General features: G+C 73.3%; 21 protein-coding genes and 1 pseudogene. 8 read left to right on the top strand and 14 right to left on the bottom strand.

Annotated elements, in window-relative coordinates; translation table 11 throughout:
• Positions 1-223: 223 nt before the first annotated feature.
• Both BSB02_RS43495 and BSB02_RS13135 read left to right on the top strand, forming a co-directional pair.
• Positions 224-1204, top strand: a pseudogene (locus BSB02_RS43495) (IS256 family transposase).
• Positions 1205-1229: 25 nt separating this feature from the next.
• Positions 1230-1496: a hypothetical protein gene (locus BSB02_RS13135; RefSeq protein WP_084959061.1), complete on the top strand. Its 267-nt coding sequence runs from the start codon at positions 1230-1232 to the stop codon at positions 1494-1496.
• A 225-nt stretch (positions 1497-1721) separates the two neighbouring features.
• Here BSB02_RS13135 and BSB02_RS13125 read toward each other — a convergent pair whose 3' ends face one another.
• Positions 1722-2387, bottom strand: a complete 666-nt coding sequence (locus tag BSB02_RS13125) for a collagen-like protein (RefSeq protein WP_206184664.1) — start codon at positions 2385-2387, stop codon at positions 1722-1724.
• A gap of 78 nt (positions 2388-2465) precedes the next feature.
• On the bottom strand, positions 2466-3089 hold the full coding sequence (locus tag BSB02_RS13120; RefSeq protein WP_143590591.1) for a PaaI family thioesterase: 624 nt from the start codon (positions 3087-3089) through the stop codon (positions 2466-2468).
• 254 nt (positions 3090-3343) lie between these two features.
• On the opposite strand from BSB02_RS13120, the gene BSB02_RS42165 reads away from it, so the two are divergent.
• Complete coding sequence (locus BSB02_RS42165; RefSeq protein WP_240506401.1) at positions 3344-5035, top strand: CHAP domain-containing protein; 1692 nt, start codon at positions 3344-3346, stop codon at positions 5033-5035.
• Here the strand turns inward: BSB02_RS42165 and BSB02_RS13110 are convergent.
• The 7 genes from BSB02_RS13110 to BSB02_RS13080 all read right to left on the bottom strand — a co-directional run bounded on the left by BSB02_RS13110 (position 4990) and on the right by BSB02_RS13080 (position 13554).
• A complete protein-coding gene (locus BSB02_RS13110; RefSeq protein ID WP_084959057.1) occupies positions 4990-5847 on the bottom strand; it encodes a TIGR03619 family F420-dependent LLM class oxidoreductase in 858 nt (285 codons plus the stop codon). The genes BSB02_RS42165 and BSB02_RS13110 overlap by 46 nt on opposite strands.
• A complete protein-coding gene (locus BSB02_RS13105; protein ID WP_084959056.1) occupies positions 5838-6788 on the bottom strand; it encodes an acyl-CoA dehydrogenase family protein in 951 nt (316 codons plus the stop codon). Before BSB02_RS13105 ends, BSB02_RS13110 begins: the two co-directional genes overlap by 10 nt.
• 34 nt (positions 6789-6822) lie before the next feature.
• Positions 6823-7926: an acyl-CoA dehydrogenase family protein gene (locus BSB02_RS13100; RefSeq protein ID WP_084959055.1), complete on the bottom strand. Its 1104-nt coding sequence runs from the start codon at positions 7924-7926 to the stop codon at positions 6823-6825.
• A gap of 9 nt (positions 7927-7935) precedes the next feature.
• Positions 7936-8766 carry a hypothetical protein gene (locus BSB02_RS13095; protein WP_084959054.1) on the bottom strand — a complete coding sequence of 277 codons (831 nt, stop codon included), beginning with the start codon at positions 8764-8766 and terminating at the stop codon, positions 7936-7938.
• A 156-nt stretch (positions 8767-8922) separates the two neighbouring features.
• Complete coding sequence (locus tag BSB02_RS13090) at positions 8923-9669, bottom strand: ABC transporter ATP-binding protein (RefSeq protein WP_084959053.1); 747 nt, start codon at positions 9667-9669, stop codon at positions 8923-8925.
• Positions 9666-12314 (bottom strand): ABC transporter permease subunit, encoded by a 2649-nt coding sequence (locus BSB02_RS13085; RefSeq protein ID WP_084959052.1) that lies wholly within the window; start codon positions 12312-12314, stop codon positions 9666-9668. The genes BSB02_RS13090 and BSB02_RS13085 overlap by 4 nt, the downstream gene beginning before the upstream one ends.
• A gap of 10 nt (positions 12315-12324) precedes the next feature.
• A complete protein-coding gene (locus tag BSB02_RS13080) occupies positions 12325-13554 on the bottom strand; it encodes an ABC transporter substrate-binding protein (protein WP_158088616.1) in 1230 nt (409 codons plus the stop codon).
• 105 nt (positions 13555-13659) lie between these two features.
• On the opposite strand from BSB02_RS13080, the gene BSB02_RS13075 reads away from it, so the two are divergent.
• Positions 13660-14748, top strand: a complete 1089-nt coding sequence (locus BSB02_RS13075) for an alcohol dehydrogenase catalytic domain-containing protein (protein ID WP_084959050.1) — start codon at positions 13660-13662, stop codon at positions 14746-14748.
• A gap of 58 nt (positions 14749-14806) precedes the next feature.
• Here the strand turns inward: BSB02_RS13075 and BSB02_RS13070 are convergent, their stop codons facing one another.
• Positions 14807-15586: a trypsin-like serine protease gene (locus BSB02_RS13070; protein ID WP_206184663.1), complete on the bottom strand. Its 780-nt coding sequence runs from the start codon at positions 15584-15586 to the stop codon at positions 14807-14809.
• Between the two features lie 147 nt (positions 15587-15733).
• Positions 15734-17905, bottom strand: a complete 2172-nt coding sequence (locus BSB02_RS13065) for an MMPL family transporter (RefSeq protein WP_084959049.1) — start codon at positions 17903-17905, stop codon at positions 15734-15736.
• Positions 17906-17978: 73 nt separating this feature from the next.
• Here BSB02_RS13065 and BSB02_RS13060 point away from each other — a divergent pair, with 73 nt between their 5' ends.
• Positions 17979-18533 (top strand): TetR/AcrR family transcriptional regulator, encoded by a 555-nt coding sequence (locus tag BSB02_RS13060; RefSeq protein ID WP_084959048.1) that lies wholly within the window; start codon positions 17979-17981, stop codon positions 18531-18533.
• A 3-nt stretch (positions 18534-18536) separates the two neighbouring features.
• On the opposite strand, the gene BSB02_RS13055 is transcribed toward BSB02_RS13060, so the two are convergent.
• From BSB02_RS13055 to BSB02_RS13045, 3 genes are all read right to left on the bottom strand, one after another.
• The gene (locus BSB02_RS13055) at positions 18537-20534 is read right to left on the bottom strand and encodes a protein kinase domain-containing protein (protein WP_143590589.1); all 1998 of its coding nucleotides are present in this window, start codon (positions 20532-20534) and stop codon (positions 18537-18539) included.
• 106 nt (positions 20535-20640) lie between these two features.
• A complete protein-coding gene (locus BSB02_RS13050; protein WP_084959046.1) occupies positions 20641-21912 on the bottom strand; it encodes a serine/threonine-protein kinase in 1272 nt (423 codons plus the stop codon).
• Entirely contained in the window at positions 21884-22711 is an 828-nt protein-coding gene (locus BSB02_RS13045) for a TIGR03619 family F420-dependent LLM class oxidoreductase (RefSeq protein WP_084959045.1), read from the bottom strand. Before BSB02_RS13045 ends, BSB02_RS13050 begins: the two co-directional genes overlap by 29 nt.
• 60 nt (positions 22712-22771) lie before the next feature.
• Between BSB02_RS13045 and BSB02_RS13040 the strand changes: the two genes are divergently transcribed.
• From BSB02_RS13040 to BSB02_RS13030, 3 genes are read left to right on the top strand one after another with little or no spacing between them, the layout of a single operon-like run.
• Positions 22772-23569 carry an alpha/beta fold hydrolase gene (locus BSB02_RS13040; RefSeq protein ID WP_084959044.1) on the top strand — a complete coding sequence of 266 codons (798 nt, stop codon included), beginning with the start codon at positions 22772-22774 and terminating at the stop codon, positions 23567-23569.
• Between the two features lie 12 nt (positions 23570-23581).
• Positions 23582-24832, top strand: coding sequence for an LLM class flavin-dependent oxidoreductase (locus BSB02_RS13035; protein ID WP_084959043.1), 1251 nt, complete (start codon positions 23582-23584; stop codon positions 24830-24832).
• Between the two features lie 55 nt (positions 24833-24887).
• Positions 24888-25754 (top strand): TIGR03619 family F420-dependent LLM class oxidoreductase, encoded by an 867-nt coding sequence (locus BSB02_RS13030; RefSeq protein ID WP_084959042.1) that lies wholly within the window; start codon positions 24888-24890, stop codon positions 25752-25754.
• The last annotated feature ends 5 nt before the right edge of the window (positions 25755-25759 follow it).

The following is a 25759-nucleotide window of genomic DNA, read 5'->3' as shown; positions in this document are numbered from 1 at the left end:
GCTAACGATGAGATGCGGAAGAGCCAGCGTTCGGCCTCGCACCTGGCCCACGGACTCGCGTAGGCGTGCTGTGGCGTGTCGGAATGGGTCAGCCGGTGCACCATGTAGACGAATGGAGTCCCGCCAAGTGATGTACAGGACTCTTGGAATGGCCCCTGGCCACCAGGCGGCCACCGCGCGACTCTCCGAGTAGAGGAAGCCCGTTCAAGCGAGAGGCAGCGCGATGGCCGCATCCCGGCATGACTTACTCCGGCTGCTGGAGTCACTACGGACGGCCGAGGGGGTCGAACTGATCCGTGTCTTGGCCCAGCAGATCCTGCAGGAGTTGATCGAGGCCGAAGCCGCGCCCACATCGGCGCCGCGCCCGGAGAGCACACCGACACTCGCACGACCTTGCGTAACGGGCACCAGGCCAGGACGCTCAACACGCAGGCCGGGGACCTGGAGGTAGCCATCCCCAAGGTGCGCACCGGCAGTTTCCTCCAGCCTGCTCCAGCGCAGGCGCCGCACCCGGCCGGGCGCTGTATGCGGTCATCATCGCGGCCTACGTGCACGGGGTCTCCACCCGCAGCGTGGATGAGCTGGTCCAGGTCTTGGGCGGCGACGACGGCATCTCCACAAGCGAGGTTTCCCGGATCTGCTCGGCCTGGATGAGCAGCTGGCCGTCTTCCGCGCCTGGCCGCTGGACCACACCCGCCTCCCCTGCGGGTACCTCGACGCCGTCTACGGCAAGACCGTCCCCACCATCAGATCGTCTCCCAGGCGGTGGTCATCGCCACCGGCATCACCGAAGAGGGCGGGCGCGAGGTTTTGGGGCCGATGGTCGGCGACAGCCAGACCGAAACCTTCTGGAGCCAGATCCTGCGCTCCCTGCGCGAACGCGGCCCGCACGGCGTCCGCCTGGTGATCGCCGACCACCACGGCGGCCTGATCACCACGGTGCGCAAAGTCATGCTGGGCGCCGGCATGGGAAGAAGATCCAATCGACCAATCCCCTGAAGCAGATCAACCGTGAGATCAAGCGCCGAGCCGACGTCGGGCAGATCTTCCCCACCCCGACGCCCGCCAACGGCTCACCACCGGCGTGCTCATCGAGAGGCACGACGAATGGATCGCCTTCCCCCGCCGCTACCTGCCCGAAGGCAGTATGGACCAGCTCTACCCCGCCAACCACGAACTGATAGCGAGCCAGCACCCCACATGATCCCGGCTACGCCACTCCACGGGATATGACCCTGGCGGACCAGGGCATCGGCGTAGACGTCCACGACGGGTACGGCCTGGCCGTCGTCTCGGTCCGGGCCGGGCTGCTGGTCTGGTGCAACGGTGACCGGTTCTGGTGGGGCTCCGGCTGGGAGGAGCGGCGCAAGAGGCCGGTGTACTCCTGGCACCCCGCCTGCGAGCCGGACCGTGCCGCCCGCCGTATCGCCTTCCGCTACCGGGATCTGCGCGCCACGCATCCCGTGCCCGCAGTGCTCCAGCAGGGCCGTCACTGATGTGCGCCGTGCCCATGCCGCTGCCGGGACTGCCTGATCACTTTTCTCGGCTCCTGGGAGAACGCGATGGCGAGCGAGGACGGCGGCGCGGTGATCCTTTCCGCCTTCCGGGTGGCGGAAAGCATGCCGCATCCCGCGCCGCCGTACCCCTCCTCTGGCACGGGTCGGATCACCACACGGCTTGCTCCTTGTCCGGTCCAGGCGAACGGCGAGAACGCCGGCTCGTCACCTCTCCACGCAGATCACGTAAACCAGGCCCTCCGCGCCGTTCTGGATGCTGACGCGCCAGCCGGACGGACTGCCGGTGCCGCCGAGCGGGTAGCTGGAGACAGCCCTGGTCTCCGGGCCCAGCCGGGTCAGCTCGAACCCGCCGCCCACGGCGATCTCGTCGGAGTTACACGCGACGTCGTGATGCTGGAAGAAGACGTCCTGGTCGAAGGCGACCCGCTTGATCCTGACGTTGCCCATGCCGTCGCCCTTCTCGCCCTTCGGTCCGGGAGGCCCGGCAGGGCCCGGCTCGCCCTTCTCGCCCTGCGGTCCGCGCTCGCCCTGAGGGCCTTTCTCGCCCTGTGGCCCGCGCTCGCCTTGGGGTCCGCGCTCGCCCTGTGGCCCGCGCTCGCCTTGAGGACCCCTTTCACCCTGTGGTCCCCGCTCGCCCTGCCGGCCCTGCGGACCCGCCGGGCCCTGCTGTCCCTGGGGGCCGGTCCGGTTCCACCACTCCTTGCGCTCACCCGTGCGGCACTTGGTCTTCGCGCTCACGATGCGGACCGCGCCGTTCTTGGCCACGCAGGCGTAGACGACCTCCGAACCGGCCTGGCTCGCCGCCGCCGCTCCCCCGCACACCAGCAGGCTCGCCGCCAGCAACGTGACGCTCGCGACCTTCCCGTACATCGGCTTCCTCTCTGCTCGTCGATGGACAGGAAGCAGCATCCGGGACAGGTCACATCCGCCACATGAGTAGCCCCCTACTCAACCGCGCAGCGACGTCGGGCACTGCGCGTCCATCCACGCGGTCGGGGTGACGAACAGCCCGCTCGCCTCGACCAGCGGCGTGCCGTCCGGGAGGGCGATCCGGCCCTCGGCCCACGCCTTGCGCCCCTCCGAGCGCGCATGCTCGGCCGTGGCGACCAGTGGCGTGCCGTACGGCACCAGCCTGCGGTAGCGGACGGTCAGCGTGCCGGTCATCCCCGGGAATCCGGCGGCCGCCACGGCCTGGCCCAGCAGGTGATCCAGGATCATGGCGGTGATGCCGCCGTGGACACCCTCCGGAGGCCCCTCGTGCAGGGGGCGGAAGGTCACGTCGGCGCGTACGCCGTTGCCGTCGAGCTCGACCACCAGCGGGAGCGCGTGCGGGTTGGCCGCGCCGGTGACGGCGTTGCCCAGGTGCCGCAGCGTGCCGTCGGGGGCCAGTTCCAGGGGCTGCGGCGTGGGCCGGGCCGCGGCGCGCAGCCGTCCGGTCAGCGCGGCCAGCTCGGCGGTGACGGCCTGCAGCTCGCCGTCGGCCACATCGGTCAGCGCGACCGCGTCCATCAGGTCGCGCGTCTGCTGGGCCAGGCGACACAGGGCGGTCACGCGCTCAGGGCTGATCGTCATGACGGTATTCTAGAACGTGTTCTACCGAACTCTATTCGGTCTGGCGGCTAAACCTCTCGCAGGTAGATCTTTTATGCATTTTGCCGCCGATTTCTGACATATCTGGCACGCTCTTGACCTGCGGTTTCCCCGGGAGGCGGACCGTTGACGGTCGCTTGGGCCGTCCTTGACCAGGTCACGGCCCAGGTAGCCTCCCATGTCACAGCAGACTACCGGCAGCTCGGAAGGCGCCTCACGCTTCTATGTCACCGGAGATGAAGAAGTACCTCGAGCTCCTGGAGAGCGAGCTCGGCTACGCCGAGAAGGCAAGCGGTCACACCAAGTTCGGCGAGTGGTACGGCAGGACCGTCGAGTTCGACTCCGACTACAGCAAACAGCCCTGGTGCGACATGTTCCTGTCCTGGGCGGCGCACAAGCTCGGGTACGAGGAGTGGATCGGGCAGTTCGCCTGGACCGTCGCGCACGCCAAGTGGTTCAAGAAGCAGGGCGCCTGGGGGAACGTTCCCAAGCCGGGCGCCTTCGTCTTCTACGACTGGAGCGGGTCCAAGGACCTGGACCGGATCGACCACGTGGGCATCGTGACCAAGGTCGAGGGCGGCCGGATCCACACCATCGAGGGCAACATCGACGGGGGCGTGGCCAAGCGCAAGGTGCGCGACACCGACAAGGTCGTCGGCTACGGCTACCCCGAGGAGATCAAGGCCCGGCTGGAGAAGGCGGAGAAGCAGGCCGAGGCCAACCGGGAGGAGGGGACGCTGCCCCAGGGCACGCCGTTCCTGTCCGAGCAGGGCACCACGAACGAGCTCCTGACGCACATCCCGCGCGTCGAGCCCAGCCGCCCCGCGGAGGGCCCGGCGGCGAGCCGGACGGCCGGCCCGGCTCGGCCCGCCCAGCAGTCCGACGGGCGGGCCGCCGAGCCCGGCCAGACCGTGGAACGCGCCACGACGACCCAGCAGGCCGCGCCCAGGAAGCCGGGCAAGCACGCCAAGCCCGTGACGGCCGACACCCAGGAGGCCACCACCCAGCCGATGCCGGTGGTCGCCGACACCCCCACGCATGCCGCGCTGCCCGCCGTGGACTCCCCCGCCCTCGTGGGCTCGGCGCTGGTGGCCGCGCTGGCGGTGCTCGCCGTGGCGACGACCAAGCAGATGCGGGTACGGCTGGCGTCCGCGGGCCCGCTGCGCGACGAGGCGCCCGTGCGCGGCCGACGCCGTCGCCGCAGGGGCGCGCCCCGCCCGGCGACCGCCGCCCTGGCGGAGGTCGCGCCCGCGACCGCCACTCCTGCGACCGCGGTTCCCGCCGTTCCCGCGGCCGTCGTCCCGGCCCCGGCGGCTGCGGTGCCGTCCGCACCGGCCGCCGAGTCCCCCCGCGGCCCCAGGATGGTCCGCATCGAGGACACCGACGCCTTCGCCGCCATCGTCCCGGAGACGATCAGGCCCTCGATCCCGGGCGAGGAGCCCGTGGGCGTCACGACGGCGTCCTCCGGCCCCTCCGGCCCCGACCCTTCCAACCCCTTCGAGCCCTTCGACGTCCTCACCCCCGGCCCGCAGGACGCCGAGCCGTTCGACTTCTTCACCCCCAAGCTCCCGCCCCGCCGGACCCGCTTCCGCCCCCTCGACGCCGCCTCCCGCGACCTGGCCGCCGAGGCGACGGTGTCGGCCCTGCCACCGATCGACAGGGACGTGCTCACGCCACGCCCCTACCGGGGCCGCCGCCGCAGGAGCGAGCAGCCCGCCGACCTGCAGGGCTTCCGCCAGGACGCGCCCCTGCGCGGCCGGCGCCACCGCGCCCCCGCCCAGCGGCCGTTCCTGGAGGCGTTCGCCGAGGCCGTCGCCCCCGACGTCCCGCTGCGCGGCCGGCGCCACCGCCGCGAGGCCCCCGTGCCGGCCATGGCCGGGGTCTACCGGCTGGAGGAGCCGCTCAGCCGCGCTCCGGGCAGCTCGTAGTCGGCGGCGAAGCGTTCGAGCGCGGTGACGGCGTCGCGGCTGCGCCGCCACGGGCGCACGATGAGCCGGTCCACGCCCAGCGCCTCCCAGGCGGGGATCTCGCCGGGCGACGCGAGGGCGTAGGCGTGGACGGTCGCCGGGACGTGCCCGCGCGCCCGCAGGCGGGCCAGCTGCGGCCGGACCGACTCCAGCGTGTGCGGCATGCCGATCCACCCGTCGCAGGACTCGCCCGCCGCCCGGCGCAGGGCGGCCGGTGACTCGCCGCCGGCCAGGACCGGCAGGCGGCGCTGCACCGGCTTGGGCTCGAAGGCCACCTCGGGAAAGGAGTAGAACCTCCCGGCGTGGGCGACGGCGGGCTCGCTCCACAGCCGGCGGGCCACGGCCAGCGCCTCGTCCAGCCGCGCCCCGCGGGTGGCGAAGTCGACTCCGGCCGCGTCCCACTCCACCCGGTACCATCCGGCCCCCACGCCGCAGACGGCCCGGCCGCCGGAGACCACGTCGAGCGTGGCGAAGGCGCGGGCGGACACGAAGGGGTGGCGCAGCGCGAACAGGTGGACCGCGGTGCCGAGCCGTACCCGCCGGGTGTGGGCGGCCAGCCAGCACAGGTAGGCGGGCGCGTCGAACAGGGGCGTGGCCGGCTTGATGCCCGGGTCGGCGCCGCCGGGGTAGGCCGCGGTCGACAGGTCCGTGGCGAACACCAGGTGCTCGGGCAGCCAGACCGACTCGAAGCCCAGCTCGTCGGCGGCCACGGCGACGTCCTTCCAGGCGTCCGGGTGCAGCAGGCCCAGCGGCACGCCGTACTTCACGGCCATCTGGGCACCCCCGCGACCGCCTCGCGCACGCGCGCCCGGTGCTCGGCGGTCCCGCCGTAGGCGGCGGCCAGCGACCACGCCCGGGCCAGCCAGTGCCGCAGGTCCAGCTCGTGGGTGTAGCCGACGGCCCCGTGGACCTGCAGCGCGGTCCGGGCGGCGAGCACGGCCGCCTCCCCGGCCGCCGCCTTGGCGCCGCTGACGTCGCGGTCGGCGGTCGCCTCCGAGCAGTCCACCGCCAGCGCGGCCCGGTAGACCAGCGGCGCGGCGAACTCCACGGCCACCGCCACGTCCGCGAGCATGTGCTTGACCGCCTGGAAGGCGCCGATGGGCCTGCCGAACTGGGTACGGACCTTGGCGTAGGCGACCGAGGTGTCCAGCAGCCACCGGGCCACCCCGACGAGCTGCGCGGCGGTCGCGACGGTCGCCCTGCGCAGGGCCGGTACGGCGGAGCCCGGCAGCAGAACCGCCTCCCCGTCGAAGGACGCCTCGAACATGCGGCGGCCCGGATCGGTGCCGGGATGCGGCGTCAGCCGTACGGCGTCGCGCCCGGCGGCCCGCGGCCAGGCCACGACCAGGTCGGCGACGTCGGCGTCCACGGCGAGCCCCGAGCCGGGCTGCACGAGCGTGACGCACAGCGCGCCGGTGGCCAGCTTGCCCAGTTCCGGCCCGCCCAGCAGGAACGGCGCGGCCACGGCCGTCTCCACCACGGGCCCGGGCAGGCAGGCGCGGCCGGTCTCCTCCAGGGCGAGCACGACGTCCGCGAGCCGCAGGCCGAGTCCGTCGTGCTCGGCCGGGACGAGCAGGCCGAAGAAGCCGAGCTCGGCCAGCCGTGCCCAGGCCGGGCCGCGCCGCTCGGCGAGCAGGCCGGGGCCCTGGGCGGCGAGCAGGTCCCGCACGGTGGCGGCCAGGGCCAGCTGGTCGTCGGTGAAGGCGAAGTTCATCTCCCCAGCCCCAGATCCATCTCGGCACCCAGGTTCATCTCGGCAGCCCCAGCACGCGCTCGGCGATGATGGTGCGCTGGATCTCGTTGGTGCCCGCGTAGATCGGTCCGGCCAGCGCGAACAGGAAGCCGTCGAACCACGGCGTGGCCGCCGCGCGCTCCCCGAGCAGCTCCAGCGCCAGCGTGTGCATGCGCAGGTCGAGCTCGGACCAGAAGACCTTGCCGAGGCTGGCGGCGGGGCCGAGGTCCCGGCCGGAGGCGATGCGGCGGGCGACGGCGTAGGTCTGCAGGCGGTAGGCCTCGGCGTCGAGCCAGCAGCGCGCGGCCCGGTCGGCCAGGGCCGGGTCGGCGCCCGCGGCCAGCTCCACGAGCCGGTCGGCGGTGGCCAGGAAGCGTCCGGGGCTGCGTAGGGTGAGGCCGCGCTCGGAGGAGGTGGTGGCCATCGCGATCCGCCAGCCCTCCCCCGGCGCGCCCAGCACCCCCGAGTCGGGGACGAACACGCCGTCGAAGCGCAGCTCGGCGAAGCCCGGCTCGCCGTCGAGCTGGGCGATGGGCCGCACCTCGACGTCCCGCAGCGGGAACAGGAAGTACGTCAGGCCGCGGTGCCTGCCCTCACCGGAGGTGCGGAACAGGCCGAAGCCGTGCGAGGCGTGGGCGGCGCGCGAGCTCCAGGTCTTGTGGCCGTGCAGCAGCCAGCCGCCGTCGGTCCTGACCGCGCGCGAGGTCAGGGCGGCCAGGTCGCTGCCCGCCTCGGGCTCCGACCACGCCTGCGCCCAGACGTCCTCCGCCCGCGCCATCCGGGGCAGGAACCCGGCCTTCTGCTCCTCGGTGCCGTAGGCGAACAGGGTGGGCGCCAGGAGGAAGATGCCGTTCTGGCTGACCCTGCCCGGCGCGCCCGCCGCCCAGTACTCCTCCTCGAAGATCAGCCACTCGACCAGGGAGGCGCCGCGCCCGCCGTACTCCTCCGGCCAGGACACCACCGACAGCCGCGCGTCTGCCAGGCGCGCCTCCCACTCGCGGTGGGCCTGGAAGCCGGCGGGCGTGTTCATGGAGGGCAGGTTCCGCGGGACGTTGGCGGCGAGCCAGGCGCGCACCTCGGCGCGGAAGTCACGTTCGGCCGCCGTGAAGTCGAGATCCACGAAACCAAACTAGCGCACGCTTGGTTCTCTGGCCAGGACGCCCAGCCCGAGCAGGAACATCAGCGCCGAGCACACCACGACGCTGTGCAGGGCGGGCGCGTACCACACCGGCGCGCTCTCCAGCAGCCGCCCCTCGGGAAACGGGGTGACGCGCGTGACCTGGTCCAGCAGGGCGAGGTACGGCAGCGCGAACGCGCCCACGGCCACGAGCGGCCCGCTGGAGGACCCCCGCACCCTCGCCGCCCACGCCAGCATCGCCAGGCAGACCGCCGCGAGCCCCAGCAGGACGCCCTGACGCCCGAGAGCCGAGACGTCCACCGCGGCGGCGTGCCCCCCGGAGTGCTCGGCGATCGCGACCGCGCCCAGGACGACGACGACCGGACCGGCGGACAGGCCGTGGGCGAACAGCGCGGCGGCCACGGGCGCGGGCCTGGCCCCGGCGCTGCGCGGCAGGGCGAGCACCCCGGCGAGGTAGGTGGCCACGGCGCAGGCCAGCAGCACGGGCCGCGCGACGGCGAACCACAACGGCACAGCGCCTGGCACCCCCGGGAACAGGTCGACGCCGGACACGGCCACCAACGGCACGCTCGCCTGGAACAGCAGGACGCCGAGCACGGCCAGGTACGGCGCACCGAACAGCCCGGCCAGCAGCGCGCCCAGCGGCTCGCCCCGGTAGACGAGAACCGCGGGGAAGGCCAGGAGCACGGCCGCCACGGCGAACACCGGCGCGTCGAGGACCACGAGGGCGCGGTCCCTCGCGACGACGTCCAGGGTGATCGTCAGCAGCCCGTACAGCGGCACGTGGCCGAGGAGAACGGCGGCCGTGGAGTTCGTCCTCATAGGGCTATGACGCCTCACGATGTGGGCCCAGCGCAACGCCCGGCGCCATGATTTAGCCAAGCGCTTGCTACACTCGGCGCATGCTCCAGGACGTCGCCCCAGCTCATGCCCGAAGAAGACGCCCAGGTCACGGCCGTTCACCCGGCCCGCCCAGGCTCATCCCAGGTAGGCGGCCCTGACCGCCGGGTCCTCCCGAACGGCGGCGGGCGGCCCGGTGGCGATCACCTTGCCCAGGTCCAGCACGACGAGCCGGTCGCACACGCCCATGACGAACCCCATGTCGTGCTCCACCAGCAGCACCGTGGTCTCCAGGGCGGCGATGACCTCGCGCAGCCTGGCCATCTGGTCGGCGTCCAGCCCCGAGGTCGGCTCGTCCAGCAGCAGCACCTTGGGGCGGCCGGCCAGCGCCCGCGCCAGCTCGACCAGCCGCCGCTGCCCCACGGGGAGGGCGGCCGCGTAGGCGTCCCGCAGCCGGGTCAGCCCGCACAGCTCCAGCACCTCGGCGACCCTCCGGCGGCGCTCGGCCTCCAGCCGCCGCCGCGCTGGCCAGCCCGCCAGGTCGGCGAGGAACGCCTGGTCCGGCCACTCCAGCGCGGCCAGCACGTTCTCGGCGACGGTCAGCCTGCCGAACACCTGGGTGCGCTGGAAGGTACGGCGCAGCCCCGACCTGGCGCGCCCGACGGCCGAGACGCCCGTCACGTCCCTGCCGCCGATCGCCACCCGGCCGCTCGTGGGCCGCCGCAGGCCCGAGATCACGTCGAACAGCGTCGTCTTGCCCGCGCCGTTGGGCCCGATGACCCCGCACACCTGCCCCTCGGGCACCTCGAACGACACCCCCGACAGCGCCCGGACGCCGCCGAAGGCCACCGAGACATCCCGGACGGCCAGCATCGTGCCGTTCATGCGACCCCCAGGTAGGCGGCGGTCAGCCGGTCGTCGTCCACGTCGCCCCTGTCGCCCGTCCAGGTGATCTCGCCCAGGCGCATGAACGCCACGCGGTCGGCGACCGCCAGCGCCTCGGTGGCCTTCTCCTCCACCAGCAGCAGCGCCACGCCGCGCTCGCGCAGCTCGGCGAACAGGGCGAAGACCTGCTCGACGACCCGCGGCGCGAGGCCCAGCGAGGGCTCGTCGGCGATCAGCACCTTGGGCGGCCGCACCAGGGCCGGGGCGAGGGTCAGCAGCTGCTGCTCGCCGCCGGACAGGGCTCCGGCGGCGACCGTACGGCGCGCCGCGAGCTGGGGCAGGCGGTCGTAGACGGGGGCGGGGTCGGGCAGCCAGGTGCGCAGGTTCTCCTCGACGGTCAGGCCGGGGAACACGCCGCGCCCCTCGGGGGCCAGGAAGATCCCGGCCCGGGCGCGGCGGTGGGCGGGCCAGGGGGTGACGTCGAGGCCGTCGAGGAGGACCCGGCCGCCGGTCAGGGGCAGGTCACCCGCGGCCACGGCGCACGTGGTGGACTTGCCCGCGCCGTTGGCGCCGAGCAGCGCCACGACCTCGCCCGCGCGAACCTCGAGGCTGACGCCCCGCAGCACCGTGCAGTCGCCGTACCCGGCCACGACGCGGTCGAGGACGAACAGCGGCCCCTCGCCGTCCCCCCGCCCCGCCGTCCCCGCGGCCGAGGCCACACGCTCCGACGCCGGGGGTGCCTGCGGTACGGCGGGGCGGGACGTCGGCGAGCGCCGGTGACGACGCTCGGCCAGCTGGGCCAGCACGCCGTCGGGATGCTTGGCCAAAATCACGCCGCCCAGCCCGAACAGGATCGCCCCCACGTGAGCCGAGACGCCCCAGTTCGCCAGCAGCTCCGGGAAGCCCGCCGCGATGAGGCCGCCCAGCACCGCGCCGCCGATGCGTCGCACGCCCTGGAGCACCACCACCGCGAGCCACACGAACCCCGCGAAGGCCGGCAGGTCGGTCGCGGTGATCGAGCCCTTGGACACCGCGAACAGCACCCCGCCCAGCCCCGCGATCGCCGACGCCAGCGCGAAGAGCATGATCTTGGCCCGTGGCGCCGACAGCCCCGAGGTGGTCGCCGCCGCCGGGGCGGACCGCACCGCCAGGATCGCCCGCCCGGACGCCGAGCGCTCCAGGTTGCGCACCAGCCACGCGACGACCGCGATCAGCGCCAGCAGCACCACGACCCGCACCCGCGGGGAGGTCGTGTCGGCGAACCCGAAGCCGATCGCCGGCAGCGGCCACCCGATGGTCCCGTTGCTGAAGGCGTCCACCTGGAACAGCACCTGGTCGGCCAGCAACGCCAGCGCCAGCGTGGCCAGGGTCAGGATCCGCCCGCCCAGCCGCAGCGCCGGCAGCGCGACCAGCACGCCCACCGCCGTGGCCGCCAGCACGCCGAGCACGATGGCCGCGAAGAACGGCAGCCCCGACGCGAACGCCCAGCCGCACGTCAGCGCCGCCATCGCGGCGAAGGCCGCCTGCGCCAGGTTGACCATGCCGCCGATGCCGGTCACCACGACGAACGAGCAGAAGATCAGCGCCAGCACCAGCCCCTGGGCCGCGACGCCGACGTAGTAGTCCGGCGCGGTGAAGGCGAAGGCCAGCAGCGCCGCCAGCCCGGCCGCCCAGGGCAGGCGCCGCCGCCACGCCGGCAGGCCCGCCAGGTAGTCGGGCGGCGGCGCGTCCTCGGCCGTGCTCCCCGCGACCCGCTCGCGCGACCGGTTGAGCAGCACCAGCCCCGCGAACAGCAGGATGACCGGTACGGCGGTGCGCAGCCCGGTGACCTCCTCGAAGACGTCGGCGTACCCGGCGACGAGGTTCTGCACCACGCCCAGGGCCAGCCCCGCCGCGAACGTCCACGGCACCGACCGCAGCCGCCCGAAGACCGCCGCGGTCGCCGAGGCGAACAGCAGCACGGTGTAGGCGTGGGAGTCCAGCCCGAGGACGGGCGCGGCCAGCACGCCCGCCAGCGCGGCCAGGGCCGAGCTGAGCATCCAGGCCACCGCCGACGTGGCGTCGGCGTCGATGCCGCGCAGCCGCGCGAGCCCGCGCCGGTCCACGCACGCCCGGGTGCGCAGGCCGTACGGCGTGTGCCGCAGGAACACCCACAGCCCCGCGGCGGCCAGGACGGCGAAGCCGAAGGTGATCAGCTGGTCGGTGTCGAGCGCCGTGCCGAGCACGGTCACCGTGGCCGCGGGCGTGGGGCCGAGGCCGCGCGGGTGGGCCACGTCCACGGGCAGCCAGCCCAGCAGGTCGACGAGGAACAGCCCGAGCGCGGGCAGCGCGATCGTCAGCCCGATGGTGCCGACGATCTGGGCCGTCTCGCCCGCCTGGGCGAGCCCGCGGAACATGGCCTTGTGCAGGGCGTAGCCCAGGGCGGGCGCGAAGACCCCCACGGCGGCCGCCGCCGCGGCCCAGGACGGCACCCCCAGCCCCACGGTGAGCTCGTAGTGCAGCAGCGCGGCCAGGAAGCCGATCGCGCCGTGCGCGAAGTTGAACACGCCCGTCGCGGCGTAGGACAGGGTCAGGCCCGACCCCATCAGCGCGAAGATCGCGCCGGTGACCAGGCCGCTGAGGACGTAGCCGAGGAGCTCGCTCATGTCACGGCTGTCACGGCTTGAGCGGGACGTTGTCGAAGCACTTCATGTTCCTGGCCACCTGGAAGGCGCCGCCCTGGATCCTGACCAGCGCGCCGCAGCCGTTGGGCTCGTCGTGGTCCTTGGGGTACTGGATCCTGCCGAACCCGGCGCTTTCGTAGGTGAAGCCGGAATTCGCGGTGTCCAGGAACTTCTGCCTGGTCAGGTCCTTGCCGGTCTGCTCCAGCACCTTGAGGAAGATGTCGGCCGACCAGTAGCCGATGGCCAGGTGCTGGGTGAGCCGGGTGCCGGGGACGACGGCCTCGACGTCCTCGCGCATCTGCCGGATCTCCGGCGCGCTGGACTCGAAGGGCTCGAACATGGGCGCCGCGATGACGCCCTCGAAGGCCTGCGCCTGCGCGGGGTCCTTGAGGATGTTGGCGTCGTAGCTGGTGGCGTCGGTCAGCACGCCCTTGTAGCCGGCCTTCTTCAGCGCCGCGTAGAGCCCGGCGTTGAACTTGGTCCCGGCGATCACCGACACCACGACGTCGGGCGCCTTGCCCTGGTTGGAGGTCATGATCTTGTTGACGTAGGGCAGCCAGTCGGGCGGCGGCGCGGCGGCGGGCAGCGCGGAGTTGACGCCGACGACGGTGAAGCCCGCGGCCTCGAAGGACTGGGAGATGGTCTTGCCGCCGTACTTGCTGCCGCTGGAGTCGGAGGTCTGCACCCAGACGGTCTTGCCCTGCGCGCCGCCGAGCAGGTCGGCCATCTGCCGCCCCCACCAGGTCTGCGAGCCCGCGCCCGGCTTGGGCGCCAGGCAGCCGTTGTAGCCGAAGCCGGTCTTGGTGCCGCACCACTGCGGGCCCGTCGCCCAGCCGAACCACGGCACGCCCTGCTGCTCCAGGAAGGCCGCGCCGCCGAAGTTGGGCGCGTGCACCGGCACGAGGGCGAAGACGCCGTCTTTTTGCACCAGCTTCTTGGCCGCCGCGTCGCCCTTGGCCGCGTCCTGGGTGTCGTCCTCGGCGCCGACGAACTCGATCCTGCGGCCGTGGACGCCGCCGGCCGCGTTGGCGCGCTCGAAGCGGGCCCTGGCGCCGATCTCGGCGTCCTTGGTGGAGTAGCCGGTGGCGGAGGTCTTGGTGAGCACCCCGCCGACCTTGACGCCGGTGGCCGTCACTCCCGCGCCGGCGGCGCCTGCCGTACCGGACTGCTGCTGGGCCGCGCATCCCGCTGCGGCGAGCACCGCCGCGGTGAACAACACCATACCTCTCATGGCACCCGCCTCTTGGCCTAGCGCTCGCTTGGGTGACGCCAGCGTAAGCCAAGCAATTGCTTGCTACAAGACAGGCGTACGGCTAGCGTGACGTGCATGTTGATGCGCGCCGCCGTCCTGACCGACTTCCACGCGCCGCTGGAGATCCGGGAGGTGGAGATCGCCGATCCGGGCCCCGGCGAGGTGCGCGTCCGCATCAAGGCCTCGGGCATCTGCGGCTCGGACCTCAAGGCGATCGACGGCAAGAGCCCGGTCGTCGCCCGCCCGCCGTTCGTGCTCGGCCACGAGAGCGCGGGCGTGGTGGAGAGCACAGGCCCCGGTGTGAACGGCGTCCGGCCGGGCGACCACGTGATCGTCGCGATGAGCGGGGCCTGCGGCCGGTGCCGGGGCTGCGGCGCGGGCCGCTTCCACCTGTGCTCGGGGCCCGACCGGATGACGGCCGTCATGGGCGGCCCGCCACGGATCGCCATGGACGGCCGGGAGGTGCGCCGCTTCATCGGCATCGGGTCGTTCGCCGAGTACGCGGTCGTCCGCGAGGCGATGTGCGTGAAGGCCGGCCAGGACACGGCCTTCGACGCCATGGCGCTGCTGGCCTGCGGCGTGATCACGGGCGTGGGCGCGGTCCTGAACGTCGCACGCGTCGAGCCGGGCTCCAGCGTGCTGGTCGTCGGCTGCGGCGGCGTCGGGCTCAACGTGATCCAGGGCGCGGTGCTCGCGGGCGCGACCACGATCGTCGCCGCCGACGTGGCCGAGCACAAGCTCAAGCTGGCCGAGCGGTTCGGCGCCACCCACACGCTGATGGCCGGCGACCTGCCCGCCCAGGTGGGCGAGGTGGTCAGGGGCGGGGTGGACTACGCCTTCGACGCCACGGGCGCGCCGGGGGTGCTGGCCCAGGCCTTCGCCGCCACCCAGCCGGGCGGCACGACCGTCATGGTCGGCAGCCCGCCGCGGGGCGCGCCGGTGGAGATCGACCCCGCGCTGCTGTTCTCGTCGCGGCGCCTGATGGGCACGCAGGGCGGCGACGCGGCGCCGCTGCGGGACCTGCCCATGCTGGTCGGCCAGTACCGGCGGGGCCGCCTCGACCTCGACGGGCTGATCTCCGAGCGGGTCGCGCTGGAGGAGGTCAACGAGGCGGTGGACCGGGTACGGCGGGGCGCGGTGGCCCGCAGCGTCATCGTGTTCTGAGCCGGTCCGGGTACGGCTCGCGCCGTACCCGGACCGAGGGACGGATCAGAGGGACGGATCAGAGGAAGGAGCGCACCCAGGTCAGCACGACCGGGATGTCCACCCGCTGCATGCCGCCGAGGTAGCGGCAGTTGTCGGTGTAGCCGTAGCTGGTCACGGTGACGAGGTTGCCGCCGTGGAAGCCGGGGCCGCCGGAGTCGCCGAAGCAGGTGCCGCCGGTGCCGCGCGTGTCGTTGTAGTTGCCGTTGACCTGCAGGATCTGCTCGGTGAGCTTCTGGCCGGGAGACTCGGCGAAGCGCCGCATCAGCGGGTAGCTCATCGGCTGGGGCTTCTGCGGCCCGGTGAGGGGCTTGCGGACCTCCGTGCCGTAGCCGACGAACGTGAAGATCGTCTTGTTGAGCTTGGGCTGCTCGTAGGCGTCCAGGTAGCGGGAGGGGGCGAGCTTCGCGGGGGCGATGCCCGAGACCGGCTTGTCCAGGACGACCACGCCGACGTCGTTCCAGTTGTCGAGGTCGGTGAAGCCGGAGTACTGCGGGTGGGTGTGGGCTGTGCCGGACAGGTAACCGGCCTTGGCGATCTCGTCGGCGGTGTAGCCCTTGCCCGGGTCGGCCGCAGCGGGGAACGGCGCGGGCGGGTTCTCCGCGATGACCGAGCCGAAGGTGACGAGGGTCTTGCCGAGCGTGCCCTGCGTGCAGTGGGCCGTGGTGAGCAGGACCGTGGGTGAGATCAGGGTGGCCGAGCAGCGGAAGCGCCCGTCCGGCCGGTAGTAGCGGATGAGGGCGACGTTGGGGTGCCGGTTGCCGTCGGACGCGCCTCCGGTGATGGCCGAGGCGGGCACGGCCGACGACAGTAAGGCGACAAGGGCACTGCGGCACTGGTCAATGCCTTGCGCATAGCTCGCATAGGGGACGTTCTTCCACGTAATCACACGGTGTGCCAACGGCCGTGACCCTCCGGATATCCCGTGAGTGCACGGCCGTGACGGTCACCGGCCCGACAGGGACAGCTCCCGCGGCGCCGCCTCGTCCTCCTCCTCGTGCCCCTCCACCGACAGGTTCGGCAGCAGCCGGTCCAGCCAGCGCGGGCACCACCAGTTGAGCCGGCCCAGCAGCGCCATGGTGGCCGGGACGAGGAAGCCGCGGATGATCGTGGCGTCCACGGCGATGGCCACCGCCAGGCCCACGCCGAACACCTTCACCAGCGGGTCGGGGTAGGCGATGAAGGCCACGAACACCGCGACCATGATGAGCGCGGCCGAGGTGATGACCCGGCCGGTCGAGCCCAGCCCGTCGGCCACGGCCCTGCGGTTGTCGCCGTGCCTGAGGTAGGCCTGCCGTACCGCGGTCAGGAGGAAGACCTCGTAGTCCATCGACAGCCCGAACAGCACCGCGAACAGCATCAGCGGCACGTAGGTGTCGATCGGCACGCTGAAGAAGTACGCCTCCAGGTAGGAGGGGGTGGCGGGCGGGTCCATGCCGACCAGGCGGCTGCCCAGGCCCAGGGAGAAGACCAGGGCGAGCGCCCCGAAGGCGGCGCCGAGCGAGATGAGGTTCATCAGCGCCGCCTTGAGCGCCACCACCGGCGCGCGGAAGGCCAGCAGCAACAGCAGCGCCGACAGCAGCACCACCACGCCGATGACCAGCGGGGTCCGCCCGGAGATGCGCTCGCCCGCGTCGGCCAGCGCGGCGACCTCGCCGCCCACGTGCAGCCCCTCGATGGGCAGCGCGCGCACCCGCTCGACGACCTCCAAGGCGCGCGGGTCGCTGGGGGCGTACTCGGGAATCGCCTGGACCAGCACCGCGGTGCCGGAGTCGTTGACCTTGGCCGGGGCGACGTGGGCCACGCCGGGCACCGCGGCGACGGCCTCCTCGACGGCCTCGCCCCAGCTGGTGCCCTCGGCCACGACCAGCAGCGGGCCGTTGACGCCCGGGCCGAATCCGGTGGCCATGAGCTCGTAGGCGCGCCGCTGGGGAGAGCCCTGCTCGGCGTAGCCGTCGTCCAGCGGGCCGAGCTTGAGCGCCAGCGCGGGGGCCGCGAGCGCGGCCAGGACGACCACGCTGCCCAGCAGTACCCGCCAGGGCCGCCCGGCCACCCAGGAGCCCAGCCGGCCCCAGGCCGACGGGCCGGACTCCGACGTCCTGAGCACCCGCAGCGCGTTGACCCTGTGCCCGAGGAGACCCATGATCGCCGGGACCAGCGTGACGGAGGTGAGCACGGCGGTGATCACCGAGATACCGGTGATCCACCCGAGCGTCCGCAGCAGCGGGAAGCCGCCGAGGACGAGCGCGCTCAGCGCGATGATCACGGTGCCGCCCGCGAACACCACCGCGCCGCCGGAGCCGGCGGCGGTCCTGCGCACGGCCTCGTGGACCGGCACCCCCTCGGCCAGGAGCCTGCGGTGGCGCGACATCAGGAACAGCGCGTAGTCGATGCCCACGCCCAGGCCGATCATGGTGGCCATGATGCCCGCCTGCTTGGGGACGTCGGTGACGTGGCCGAGCAGGCCGATGACGCCGAGGCCGGTGGCCACGCTGACCAGCGCGCTGAAGATGGGCACGAGGGCGGCCACGAGCGTGCCGAAGGCGAGGACGAGCACGAGCAGCGCGCAGACGACGCCGATGATCTCGCTCGGCCCGGTCTTGATCTCCTTGTCGGCCGGGGTGGAGCTGTCGGCGGGGACGACCTCGACGCCGGCCGCGCGTGCCGGGTCGGCCGCCCTGGACAGCGCCTGGGTGGTCTCGGCCAGCTTCTCCCGGTCGTGCCCCCGCAGGCGCACGGTGATCAGGCCGATCTGCCGGTTGGAGGACAGGCCGCCCATGCGGTAGGGGCCCTCGGCCTCGGCCACGTGCGGCACCCGGCGGACGCGGGCGAGCGAGTCGTCCACCGCGTCCTTCAGATCGTCGTCGGTGAGGGGCCGCTGAGAGTGCAGGACGAGCTGGACCGTGCCTCCCGCGTCGAAGCCGGGGCCGAAGCCCTGGCGCAGCAGGTCGTGGGCCCGCTGCGCGTCCGTGCCCGGGATGGAGACGTCGTTGCTCACCGGGCGGCCGAGCGCGAGGCTGGCGCCCGTCAGCCCCACCGCGATGATCACCCACAGCGCCAGCACCGTCTTGCCGTGCCGCGCGCACCACCCGCCCAGCCGGCCCAGTAAGTCAGCCATCGACTTCCCCCTCGTCCTGTACAGCCGTACAGGACCTACGATATGCATCCCGGTTCCCCGTGGAAATGAGACGATGACCACACTCGACAGGACCACACCCGACGACGGGAGCGACACCAGAAGCCGCATCCTGGCGGCGGCCCGGCGGCTGTTCGCCGAGCGCGGCTACGCCGCCACGTCCCTGGCCGACATCGCGGCCGCCGTCGGGCTGACCAAGACCGCGGTCGCCTACCACTTCCACCCCAAGGACCGCCTGGCCGCCGAGCTCATCGCACCCGCCGCCGACGACATGCTGGCGCTGCTCGGCGCGGAGTTCCCCGACTGCCGGGCCTTCGCCGAGGCGCTGGTCGCCTTCACGGTCAAGCACCGCACGGTCATCCGGCTGATGATGGAGGACATCGGCAGGCTCGACGAGGCGCCGCCCGGCTCGGTCGGGGAGGCCGTGATGACCTTCCGCGACGCCATCTACGAGCGGCTGACCGGGCCGGACCCCGACGCCGCCGCGCGCGTGCGGGGCTGGGCCGTGCTCGGCGCGGTCGAGTGGGGCGTGGTGCAGACGATGGACCTGCCGGAGGAGGAGGTGCGCGAGACGCTGCTGCGCACCGTCACCGGGGCCCTGTCCGGCTGACGCTCAGCCGGTCGCCGTCGCGCTGGGCTCGGAGGTGGGCGTGGGCGTGGGCTCGGTCGGCTCCGGCCCGGTCTGCGCCATGACGCCGACGGTGATGACCACGGCCGCGCCGCTCGCGGCGCACGTCCCGGCCGCGACGCTCTGGGCCAGCACCACGCCGGCCTGGCCGGCGTCGCTCACCAGCTGCGGCCTCACCCGTACGGCGAAGCCCGCCGCCCGCAGCTGCGCCCGCGCCTGTGCCCGCTGCTGCCCGACCACCGAGGGCACGCTCGCCCCCTTGCGCGCGACCACCAGGGAGACCGGCGTGCCGCCCGCCACCCGGGTGCCGCCCGCCGGGTCGGAGGAGAGCACCGTGCCACCGGCCTGCGCCGTACAGGTCGACCGGACGCCTCCCACCTTCAGCCCCGCCCCGGTCAGCGCCGACTCGGCCGCCTTGCGGGACAGCCCGGTGAGCGGGGGCACCACGACCCCGTTCGAGACCGTCAGAGCCACCCAGGTGCCGCGTGCCACGCTCGTGCCGGGGGCGGGCGTGGCGGACAGCACCCGGCCGATCTTCCGCGGGGAGTCCACCTCGGCAACCTCGCCCGCGGCCAGCCCCGCCCGCTTGAGCGCCTTCACCGCGCCGGCACGGTCCATGCCGACCACGGAGGGGACCGTGACGAGCGCGGCCTGGGGCGTCGTGGCGGAGGGCGTCGGCCGTGGCCCGGCGGTGTGCAGCGGCGCCGCCGTACGGCCCTCGGCGGACACCTCGCTCTCCACCTGCGGCCGTGGCAGCGGCAGGGCGGGCATGCTGCTGACCGCGGTGGCGGCGGGCGCCGCGGCCTGCGGCTGGACCTCGCGGGAGCGCAGGCTCGGCACCAGCACGGCGACCAGCACGGCCGTGCTGACCAGGAGCGCCGCGGAGGCTGCGAGGCCCGCCCGGCTCGCCGGACCCGCCTTCCTGCCCTCCGAGGTCTCCTCCGGCAGCCGGTGCCCGCCGGTGGCCAAGCCCGTGGCCTCCTCGGGGAGCCGGTATCCGCCGGAGCTCAGGCCTGTGGTCTCCGGCTGGGCGATCGGCGGTGCGCCGCTCTCCAGCTCCGCCCGCCGCGGCTCCTCCACCTCCGGGTACGGTTCGGCCGTCCGGGGCGGCGGGACCGGGGAGAACGCCTCGGCGCGCAGGATGTGCGGCGGAGGCGAGCGCAGCACCTCCGCCGGCACGCCGTCGGACCCGCCCAGCAGCTCCAGCAGGAGGTCCCGGCTGGCCGGCCGGTTGCGCGGGTCCTTGTCCAGGCACGCCCTCACCAGCACGCCCAGTTGCCCGTCCAGCCGGCCCAGCTCCGGCGGGGCGGTCAGGATGCGGTGCAGCACGGGCGCGACGGAGTCCTGCCCGAAGGGCGCCCAGCCGTTGGCCGCGTAACACATGGTCGCGCCCCACGCGAACACGTCGGCGGCCCCGGTCACGGCCGAGGCGGTGATCTGCTCGGGCGCCATGTACGCGGGCGTCCCCACGCCCCTGCCGCTCTGCGTCGCCGCCGCGTCCAGCGCCCTGGCCAGGCCGAAGTCGATCACCCGCGGCCCGTCCGGGCCGAGCAGCACGTTCTGCGGCTTGAAGTCGCGATGGACGATGCCCGCGCGGTGGATGGCGGCCAGCGCGGTGGCGCAGCCCACGGCCAGCCGTTCCAGGGACGCGCCGCGCTTCGGGCCGGTGAGCGCCACCTCGCGGTGCAGGGACGGCCCGTCCACGTACTCACTGACGATGTACGGCCGGCCGTCCTCGGCGAACCCCACGTCGATCACCTGGGCCGTGCAGAACCGCGCCACGTGCTTGGCCAGCTCGACCTCGCGCAGGAAGGCGTCCTCCTCCTCCCCGACCGGGCCGTGGACCAGCTTGACCGCGTACCGCTCGTCGTCCCGCGCGCCGAGGTAGACCACTCCCTGGCCGCCCTCGCCCAGGCGGCCCACCAGCTCGTAACCTCCGAGCCTGTGCGGGTCCCCCGTCATCAGCGGTCGCGCTATCGGCACGGGCGTCTCCCCTCGCTGCCACCCGTTGCTTCTTTCCACTGAAGGCAACCGGATCGCCGCCGTCAACGGAGCCGGGACGATTGCTGCCTGACCGTGACACAGCAGGTCAAGAGGGGCGAGCGAGGGTGCCCGTGTAGGTGATGGAGCTGTCACCTCGGCGTGTCACCTTGATGGCCACCTGGTTGGCGTCGCGCGTCGGGGTGAGGACCACGGTGCCGGGGTGGCAGGCCTCGCCCGTGACGCGGTCGAGCGTGAAGGTCAGCGGCCTGCCCGCGGGGCTCAGCCGTCCCACGCAGTGCAGGTCGGCGCCCCAGCGCAGGCGGGACCGGCCGCCGGGGTCGACGATCAGCTCGACGGGGAACACGCGGCCCGCCCTGGGGTGCTCGGCCGTGCCGCTCCACGTGCCCCGCAGGTCCGGCACCTTGGGGGCGTTCACCCACATCGCGAACCCGCCGGCCGCCGCCGCGGCCCCCGCCGCGATCACCACCCCCTGCCACCACCGCAACCGCCGCCTCCCCCGGCCCGGCGCACCACCGACTACAGTGCTCCCCTGGTCCCGCATCGGGCCGGTGGCCGGCGCGGCATGGGCCGCCTGGAGCCACCGCAGCACCTCCTCGGCGCCCGGCCGCGCCGACGGCTCGTGCGCGAGGCACGCCTCGACGATCTCCCGCAACCGCCCCGACAGCGCTCCCAGGTCCGGCGTGCCGTACAGGACCCTCGCCAGCACCTCCTGGTAGGTCTCCCCCTGGTAGGCGTGCCGCCCGTTCGCCGTGTACGCCATGGTCAGCGCCCACGCGAACACGTCCGCCTCCGGCCCGGCCGCCTCCCCCTTGATCTGCTCGGGCGCCATGTACGCCGGCGTCCCGACCGCCGGCCGCGTGACGGTCGCCGCGGCGTCCATCAACCGCGACACGCCGAAGTCGATCACCCGCGGCCCGTCGAGGCCGAGCAGCACGTTGCCCGGCTTGAAGTCCCGGTGCACCACGCCCGCCCGGTGGATCGCGCTCAACGCGGTGGCCGTCCCGATCGCCAGCCGGTCGAGCGATCCCCCGGTGCGCGGCCCCCGCGTCACGACGTGCTCGCGCAGCGACACCCCCTCGACGTACTCGCTGACCAGGTACGGCCGGTCCCCCTCGAGGTCGGCGTCGAGCAGCTGCGCCGTGCAGAAGGGCGCGACCCTGCGCACGGCCTCGACCTCGGCCAGGAAGCGCCGCCGTACCGCGGGGTCGTCGGCCACGCTGGCGTGCAGCAGCTTGACCGCGACCGGCGGGTCGCCCAGGTAGACCACGCCCTGCCCGCCCTGCCCGAGGCGGCCGACGAGCGTGTAGGGCCCCAGGCGCCGCGGATCCTCAGCGCGGAGCGGGGTGATCTCGGACATAGGCGGCCATTATGGCAGCGAGCTCGTCCAGCGCCGGGAGCACGGTGCCGACGGGACCACCGGGGACGTTCGCGACCACCTCGTCGATGCCCAGCGAGGCGAAGTACTCCAGCTTCTCCGGCGTGGGCCGCGACCCGAAGGGGATGACCCGCACCGGACGGTCGCCGCACGCCTGGCGCAGGGCGGGCAGCGCCGCCTTGACGCCCCTGCCGCCGATCGGGATCCAGCCGTCGGCGTACTCGGCGATGTGGGCGAACAGCTTGGGCCCGGCCGCGCCGCCCAGGTAGACGGGCGGCATCCGCGACGGCTTGGGCCAGGACCAGGACGGCTCGAAGCCGTCGAAGGCGGCCACCTCCTGGCTCCACAGCGCCTTCATGGCCAGCACGTTGCGCCGCACGACCGCCCTCCTGCTCTCGTACGGCACGCCGTGGTTCTCGACCTCGGCCCGGTTCCAGCCGAACCCCACCCCGACGGCCACGCGCCCCGGAGCCAGGTGGTCGAGGGTGGCGATCGCCTTGGCGGTGACGATGGGGTCGCGCTGGGCGGCCAGGAGGATGCCCGTGCCCAGCGTGATCCGCTCGGTCACGGCCGCCGCCGCGGCCAGCGCGACGAGCGGGTCGAGGGTGCGCTTGTACTGCTCGGGCAGCGGCGACTCCATCGGCGAGGCGGCCGTGGAGACGGGCATGTGGGTGTGCTCCGGCAGGTACAGCGAGGCCAGCCCGCGTTCCTCGACCGCCCTGGCCAGCTCGGTGACCGGCATGGACAGATCGGTGGCGAACATCGTGACACCCAGGCGCATCCGGGACCCCTCCTCGACCAAGCGATTGCTCGGTATCGAATCTTAGAGTAGCTTGCTGCCATGTTCTTGGAGCTGCGGACCGGCGTGAGGCTGTTCTACACCGACGACGGCTCCGGCGACACCACCCTGCTGCTCGTCCACGGCTGGGGCGCCGACTCCCACCAGTGGGTGCACCACCTGCCCGCGCTGGCGCGCGAGCACCGGGTGATCGCCGTCGACCTGCGGGGACACGGCTACTCCACCTGCCTGGCCACCGGCAACACGGTCGGCCGGATGACCCTCGACCTGGTCGAGCTCCTCCAGCACCTCGGCGTCGCCCGCTGCGTGCCGGTGGGCCACTCGATGGGCGCGGTGATCGTCTCCCGCCTGGCCGTCGAGCATCCCTCCCTCGTCGCCGCGCTGGTCGCGGTCGACCCCGGCTACGGCTTCCCCGAGCGGGTCGGCGCGCTGTCCCTGCGGCTGCTGGACGGCCTGCGCGGCCCCGACCCGCGCGCGGCGGCCGTCGGCATCGACCAGTGGTGCTACACCCCCGCCTCCCCCGCCTGGCTGCGCGAATGGCACCGGCGGCGGCTGCTGGCCACTCCCCCGCACGTGCTGGCCGAGGCCTTCGAGTCCCTGTGGGCCGGGCCCGAGGCGATCGGCACCCGCCCGGCCGCCGAGCCGTACCTGTCCCGCCGCGAGTGCCCCGTCCTGTCCTTCTGGTCCGACCCGGCGCAGGCCACCTGGGAGTCGGGCCTGTTCAAGCACCCCGCCTCCCGGACGGTCTGCTGGCCGGGCAGCGGCCACCGCCTGCACGAGGAACGGCCCGCCGAGTTCACGCTCGTCGTCTCCCAGTGGCTCGCATCCATCCATGGCTGAAAGAGGTTCGCGGTGAAGTTCGCCATCTTCTTGAACCCCCAGATCCCCGGCTCGGGGTACGCCGCCGAGGAGAACGCCCGCGCCAGGCGGCCCATCGGGCGGGACACCGAGTCGTACCAGAAGCTGTTGCACGAGGTGCGCGAGATCGCGGTGCACGCCGACCGGATCGGGTTCGACGCGCTGATGATGACCGAGCACCACTTCCATTCGGAGGGCATGGAGTTCTCGGTCAACCCGCTGATGTTCCTGACCGACCTGGCGGCGCGGACCGAGCGGATCCTGCTCGCGCCGCTGGGGCTGGTGCTCCCGGCGTGGGACCCGATCCGGGCCGCCGAGGACGTGGCGTTGCTCGACCAGTTCTCCAAGGGGCGGCTGCGGCTGGGGGTGGCCCGCGGGTACCAGAACCGGTGGATGAACGTGCTGGGGCAGCGCTGGCACGCCGCCGCCGCGCGGTCGGACGGCTCGGCCTCGGACACGCGCAACTTCGACGTCTTCGGGGAGATCCTGAAGATCATGAAGATGGCGTGGACGCAGGACACGCTGCGCTACAAGTCCGAAATTTTGGACTATGAGGTGCCTTATCCCTATGAGGGGATCGAAGGCTGGCCGGCCCAGGAGTGGACCCGGACCTTCGGCGCCCCGGGCGAGCTGGACGACGAGGGCCGCGTGGTGTCCGTGTCGGTCTGCCCGCGGCCGTACCAGTACCCGCATCCGGAGCTGTGGCAGCCGTTCACCATCTCCGACCGCTCGGTCATCCGCGCCGCGCAGGAGGACATCCTGCCGTGGCTGTTCACGCCCAACCCGGACGACCACGCGGCGAAGGCGCGGCTGTACCAGGAGGAGTCCGCCAAGTGCGGCAGGCACTACAAGCTGGGCGAGCACACGGGAATCCTCAAGATCGTCGGGATCGCGGACACGACCGAGGAGGCGATCAACACCTACGGCAAGGGCATCCCCAAGGACTTCGCCGCCTTCTTCGGGCCGTTCGGGTATCTGGAGGTGCTGCGGAAGAAGGAGGACGACCGGCACCGGCCCATCTCGCCGGAGAAGGGCGACGTCAAGCGCATGAACGAGGTGGAGATGGCGCTGTTCGGCTCGCCGGACGACGTCAAGCGCGGCATCCAGCGCATGCTCGACCGGATGCCGGACCTGGAGTGGTTCGGGCTGTACATGCAGGGGCAGCAGGGCGTGCTTCCGCTGGACACGGTCAAGCGGAACCTGGAGCTCTTCGCGACCAAGGTGATTCCGGAGTTCGCGGGATGAGGGACACCGCCCCTTCCAGGACGGACGGCACGGCGGACGGCGAGGAGGCAGGGCGTTGAGGTTCTGGCTGGGGGCGTCGTTCGTGGACGCCGGGGAGTTCGTCGAGCTGGCGCGCATGGCCGAGCAGTACGGCTTCGACACCCTCACGCTGTCCGACCACCTGTTCTACGCCGAGTTCGCCTCGCCGTACCCCTACTCGAAGAGCGGCAGGCCCCGCTGGGACGCCGCCACGCACTGGCCGGACCCCTGGGTGACGATCGGCGCGATGGCCGCCGTGACCTCCACGCTGCGCTTCTCCCCCAACGTCTACGTCGCCCCCGCCCGCGACCTGTTCACGGTCGCCAAGCTGGTCTCCACCGCCGCAGTCCTCTCCCGCGACAGGGTGACGTTCGGCGTCGGCGTCGGCTGGTGCAAGGAGGAGTTCACCGCCACCGGCCAGGACTTCCACACCAGGGGCCGCCGCCTGGACGCCATGATCCCGATCCTGCGCCGGCTGTGGCGGGGCGAGACCGTCGAGCTCGACGGCCTGCCGCCGCTGTCGATCGCGCCGACGCCGCGGCGCCCGATCCCCGTCTACGTCGGCGGCGACAGCGACGCCGCCCTCCGCCGCGCCGCACGGCTGGGCGACGGCTGGATCGGCAACCGCGTCTACACCGAGGAGCAGCTCGACGAAGTGCTCGCCAAGCTGCACGGCTTCCTCGCCGAGTACGGCAGGCCGCGCGAGGCCCTGGACGTCGTCGCGCCCCTCGCCGTCATGCCCGACGCCGCCACCTACCGCCGGTTCGCCGGCAAGGGCGTCACCGCCACCATGGCCGCGCCCTGGTGGCTGGCCTCGCCCGAGGAGAGGGCCGGGTACGGCTCGCTGGAGCTCAAGCGCGTGACGATGGAGCGCTTCGCCGAGGAGGTCATCGCGAAGATGTAGCCTTC

The sequence above is a fragment of the Thermoactinospora rubra genome, assembly GCF_002093975.1.
GTDB lineage: Bacteria > Actinomycetota > Actinomycetes > Streptosporangiales > Streptosporangiaceae > Nonomuraea > Nonomuraea rubra_A.
The sequence above is the reverse complement of the archived record's forward strand: the minus strand, read 5'-3'. Positions and strand labels throughout refer to the sequence as shown.

Bases quoted from the DNA above. Each gene is read 5' to 3' on its own strand.
- BSB02_RS13085 (WP_084959052.1), bottom strand. From the start codon at position 12,314: ATGAGCGAGCTCCTCGGCTACGTCCTCAGCGGCCTGGTCACCGGCGCG.
- BSB02_RS13125 (WP_206184664.1), bottom strand. From the start codon at position 2,387: ATGTACGGGAAGGTCGCGAGCGTCACGTTGCTGGCGGCGAGCCTGCTG.
- BSB02_RS13040 (WP_084959044.1), top strand. From the start codon at position 22,772: ATGTTCTTGGAGCTGCGGACCGGCGTGAGGCTGTTCTACACCGACGAC.
- BSB02_RS13120 (WP_143590591.1), bottom strand. From the start codon at position 3,089: ATGACGATCAGCCCTGAGCGCGTGACCGCCCTGTGTCGCCTGGCCCAG.
- BSB02_RS42165 (WP_240506401.1), top strand. From the start codon at position 3,344: ATGAAGAAGTACCTCGAGCTCCTGGAGAGCGAGCTCGGCTACGCCGAG.
- BSB02_RS13045 (WP_084959045.1), bottom strand. From the start codon at position 22,711: ATGCGCCTGGGTGTCACGATGTTCGCCACCGATCTGTCCATGCCGGTC.
- BSB02_RS13095 (WP_084959054.1), bottom strand. From the start codon at position 8,766: ATGAGGACGAACTCCACGGCCGCCGTTCTCCTCGGCCACGTGCCGCTG.
- BSB02_RS13065 (WP_084959049.1), bottom strand. From the start codon at position 17,905: ATGGCTGACTTACTGGGCCGGCTGGGCGGGTGGTGCGCGCGGCACGGC.
- BSB02_RS13050 (WP_084959046.1), bottom strand. From the start codon at position 21,912: ATGTCCGAGATCACCCCGCTCCGCGCTGAGGATCCGCGGCGCCTGGGG.
- BSB02_RS13135 (WP_084959061.1), top strand. From the start codon at position 1,230: ATGACCCTGGCGGACCAGGGCATCGGCGTAGACGTCCACGACGGGTAC.
- BSB02_RS13060 (WP_084959048.1), top strand. From the start codon at position 17,979: ATGACCACACTCGACAGGACCACACCCGACGACGGGAGCGACACCAGA.
- BSB02_RS13110 (WP_084959057.1), bottom strand. From the start codon at position 5,847: ATGGCCGTGAAGTACGGCGTGCCGCTGGGCCTGCTGCACCCGGACGCC.
- BSB02_RS13080 (WP_158088616.1), bottom strand. From the start codon at position 13,554: ATGGTGTTGTTCACCGCGGCGGTGCTCGCCGCAGCGGGATGCGCGGCC.
- BSB02_RS13105 (WP_084959056.1), bottom strand. From the start codon at position 6,788: ATGAACTTCGCCTTCACCGACGACCAGCTGGCCCTGGCCGCCACCGTG.
- BSB02_RS13090 (WP_084959053.1), bottom strand. From the start codon at position 9,669: ATGAACGGCACGATGCTGGCCGTCCGGGATGTCTCGGTGGCCTTCGGC.
- BSB02_RS13075 (WP_084959050.1), top strand. From the start codon at position 13,660: ATGTTGATGCGCGCCGCCGTCCTGACCGACTTCCACGCGCCGCTGGAG.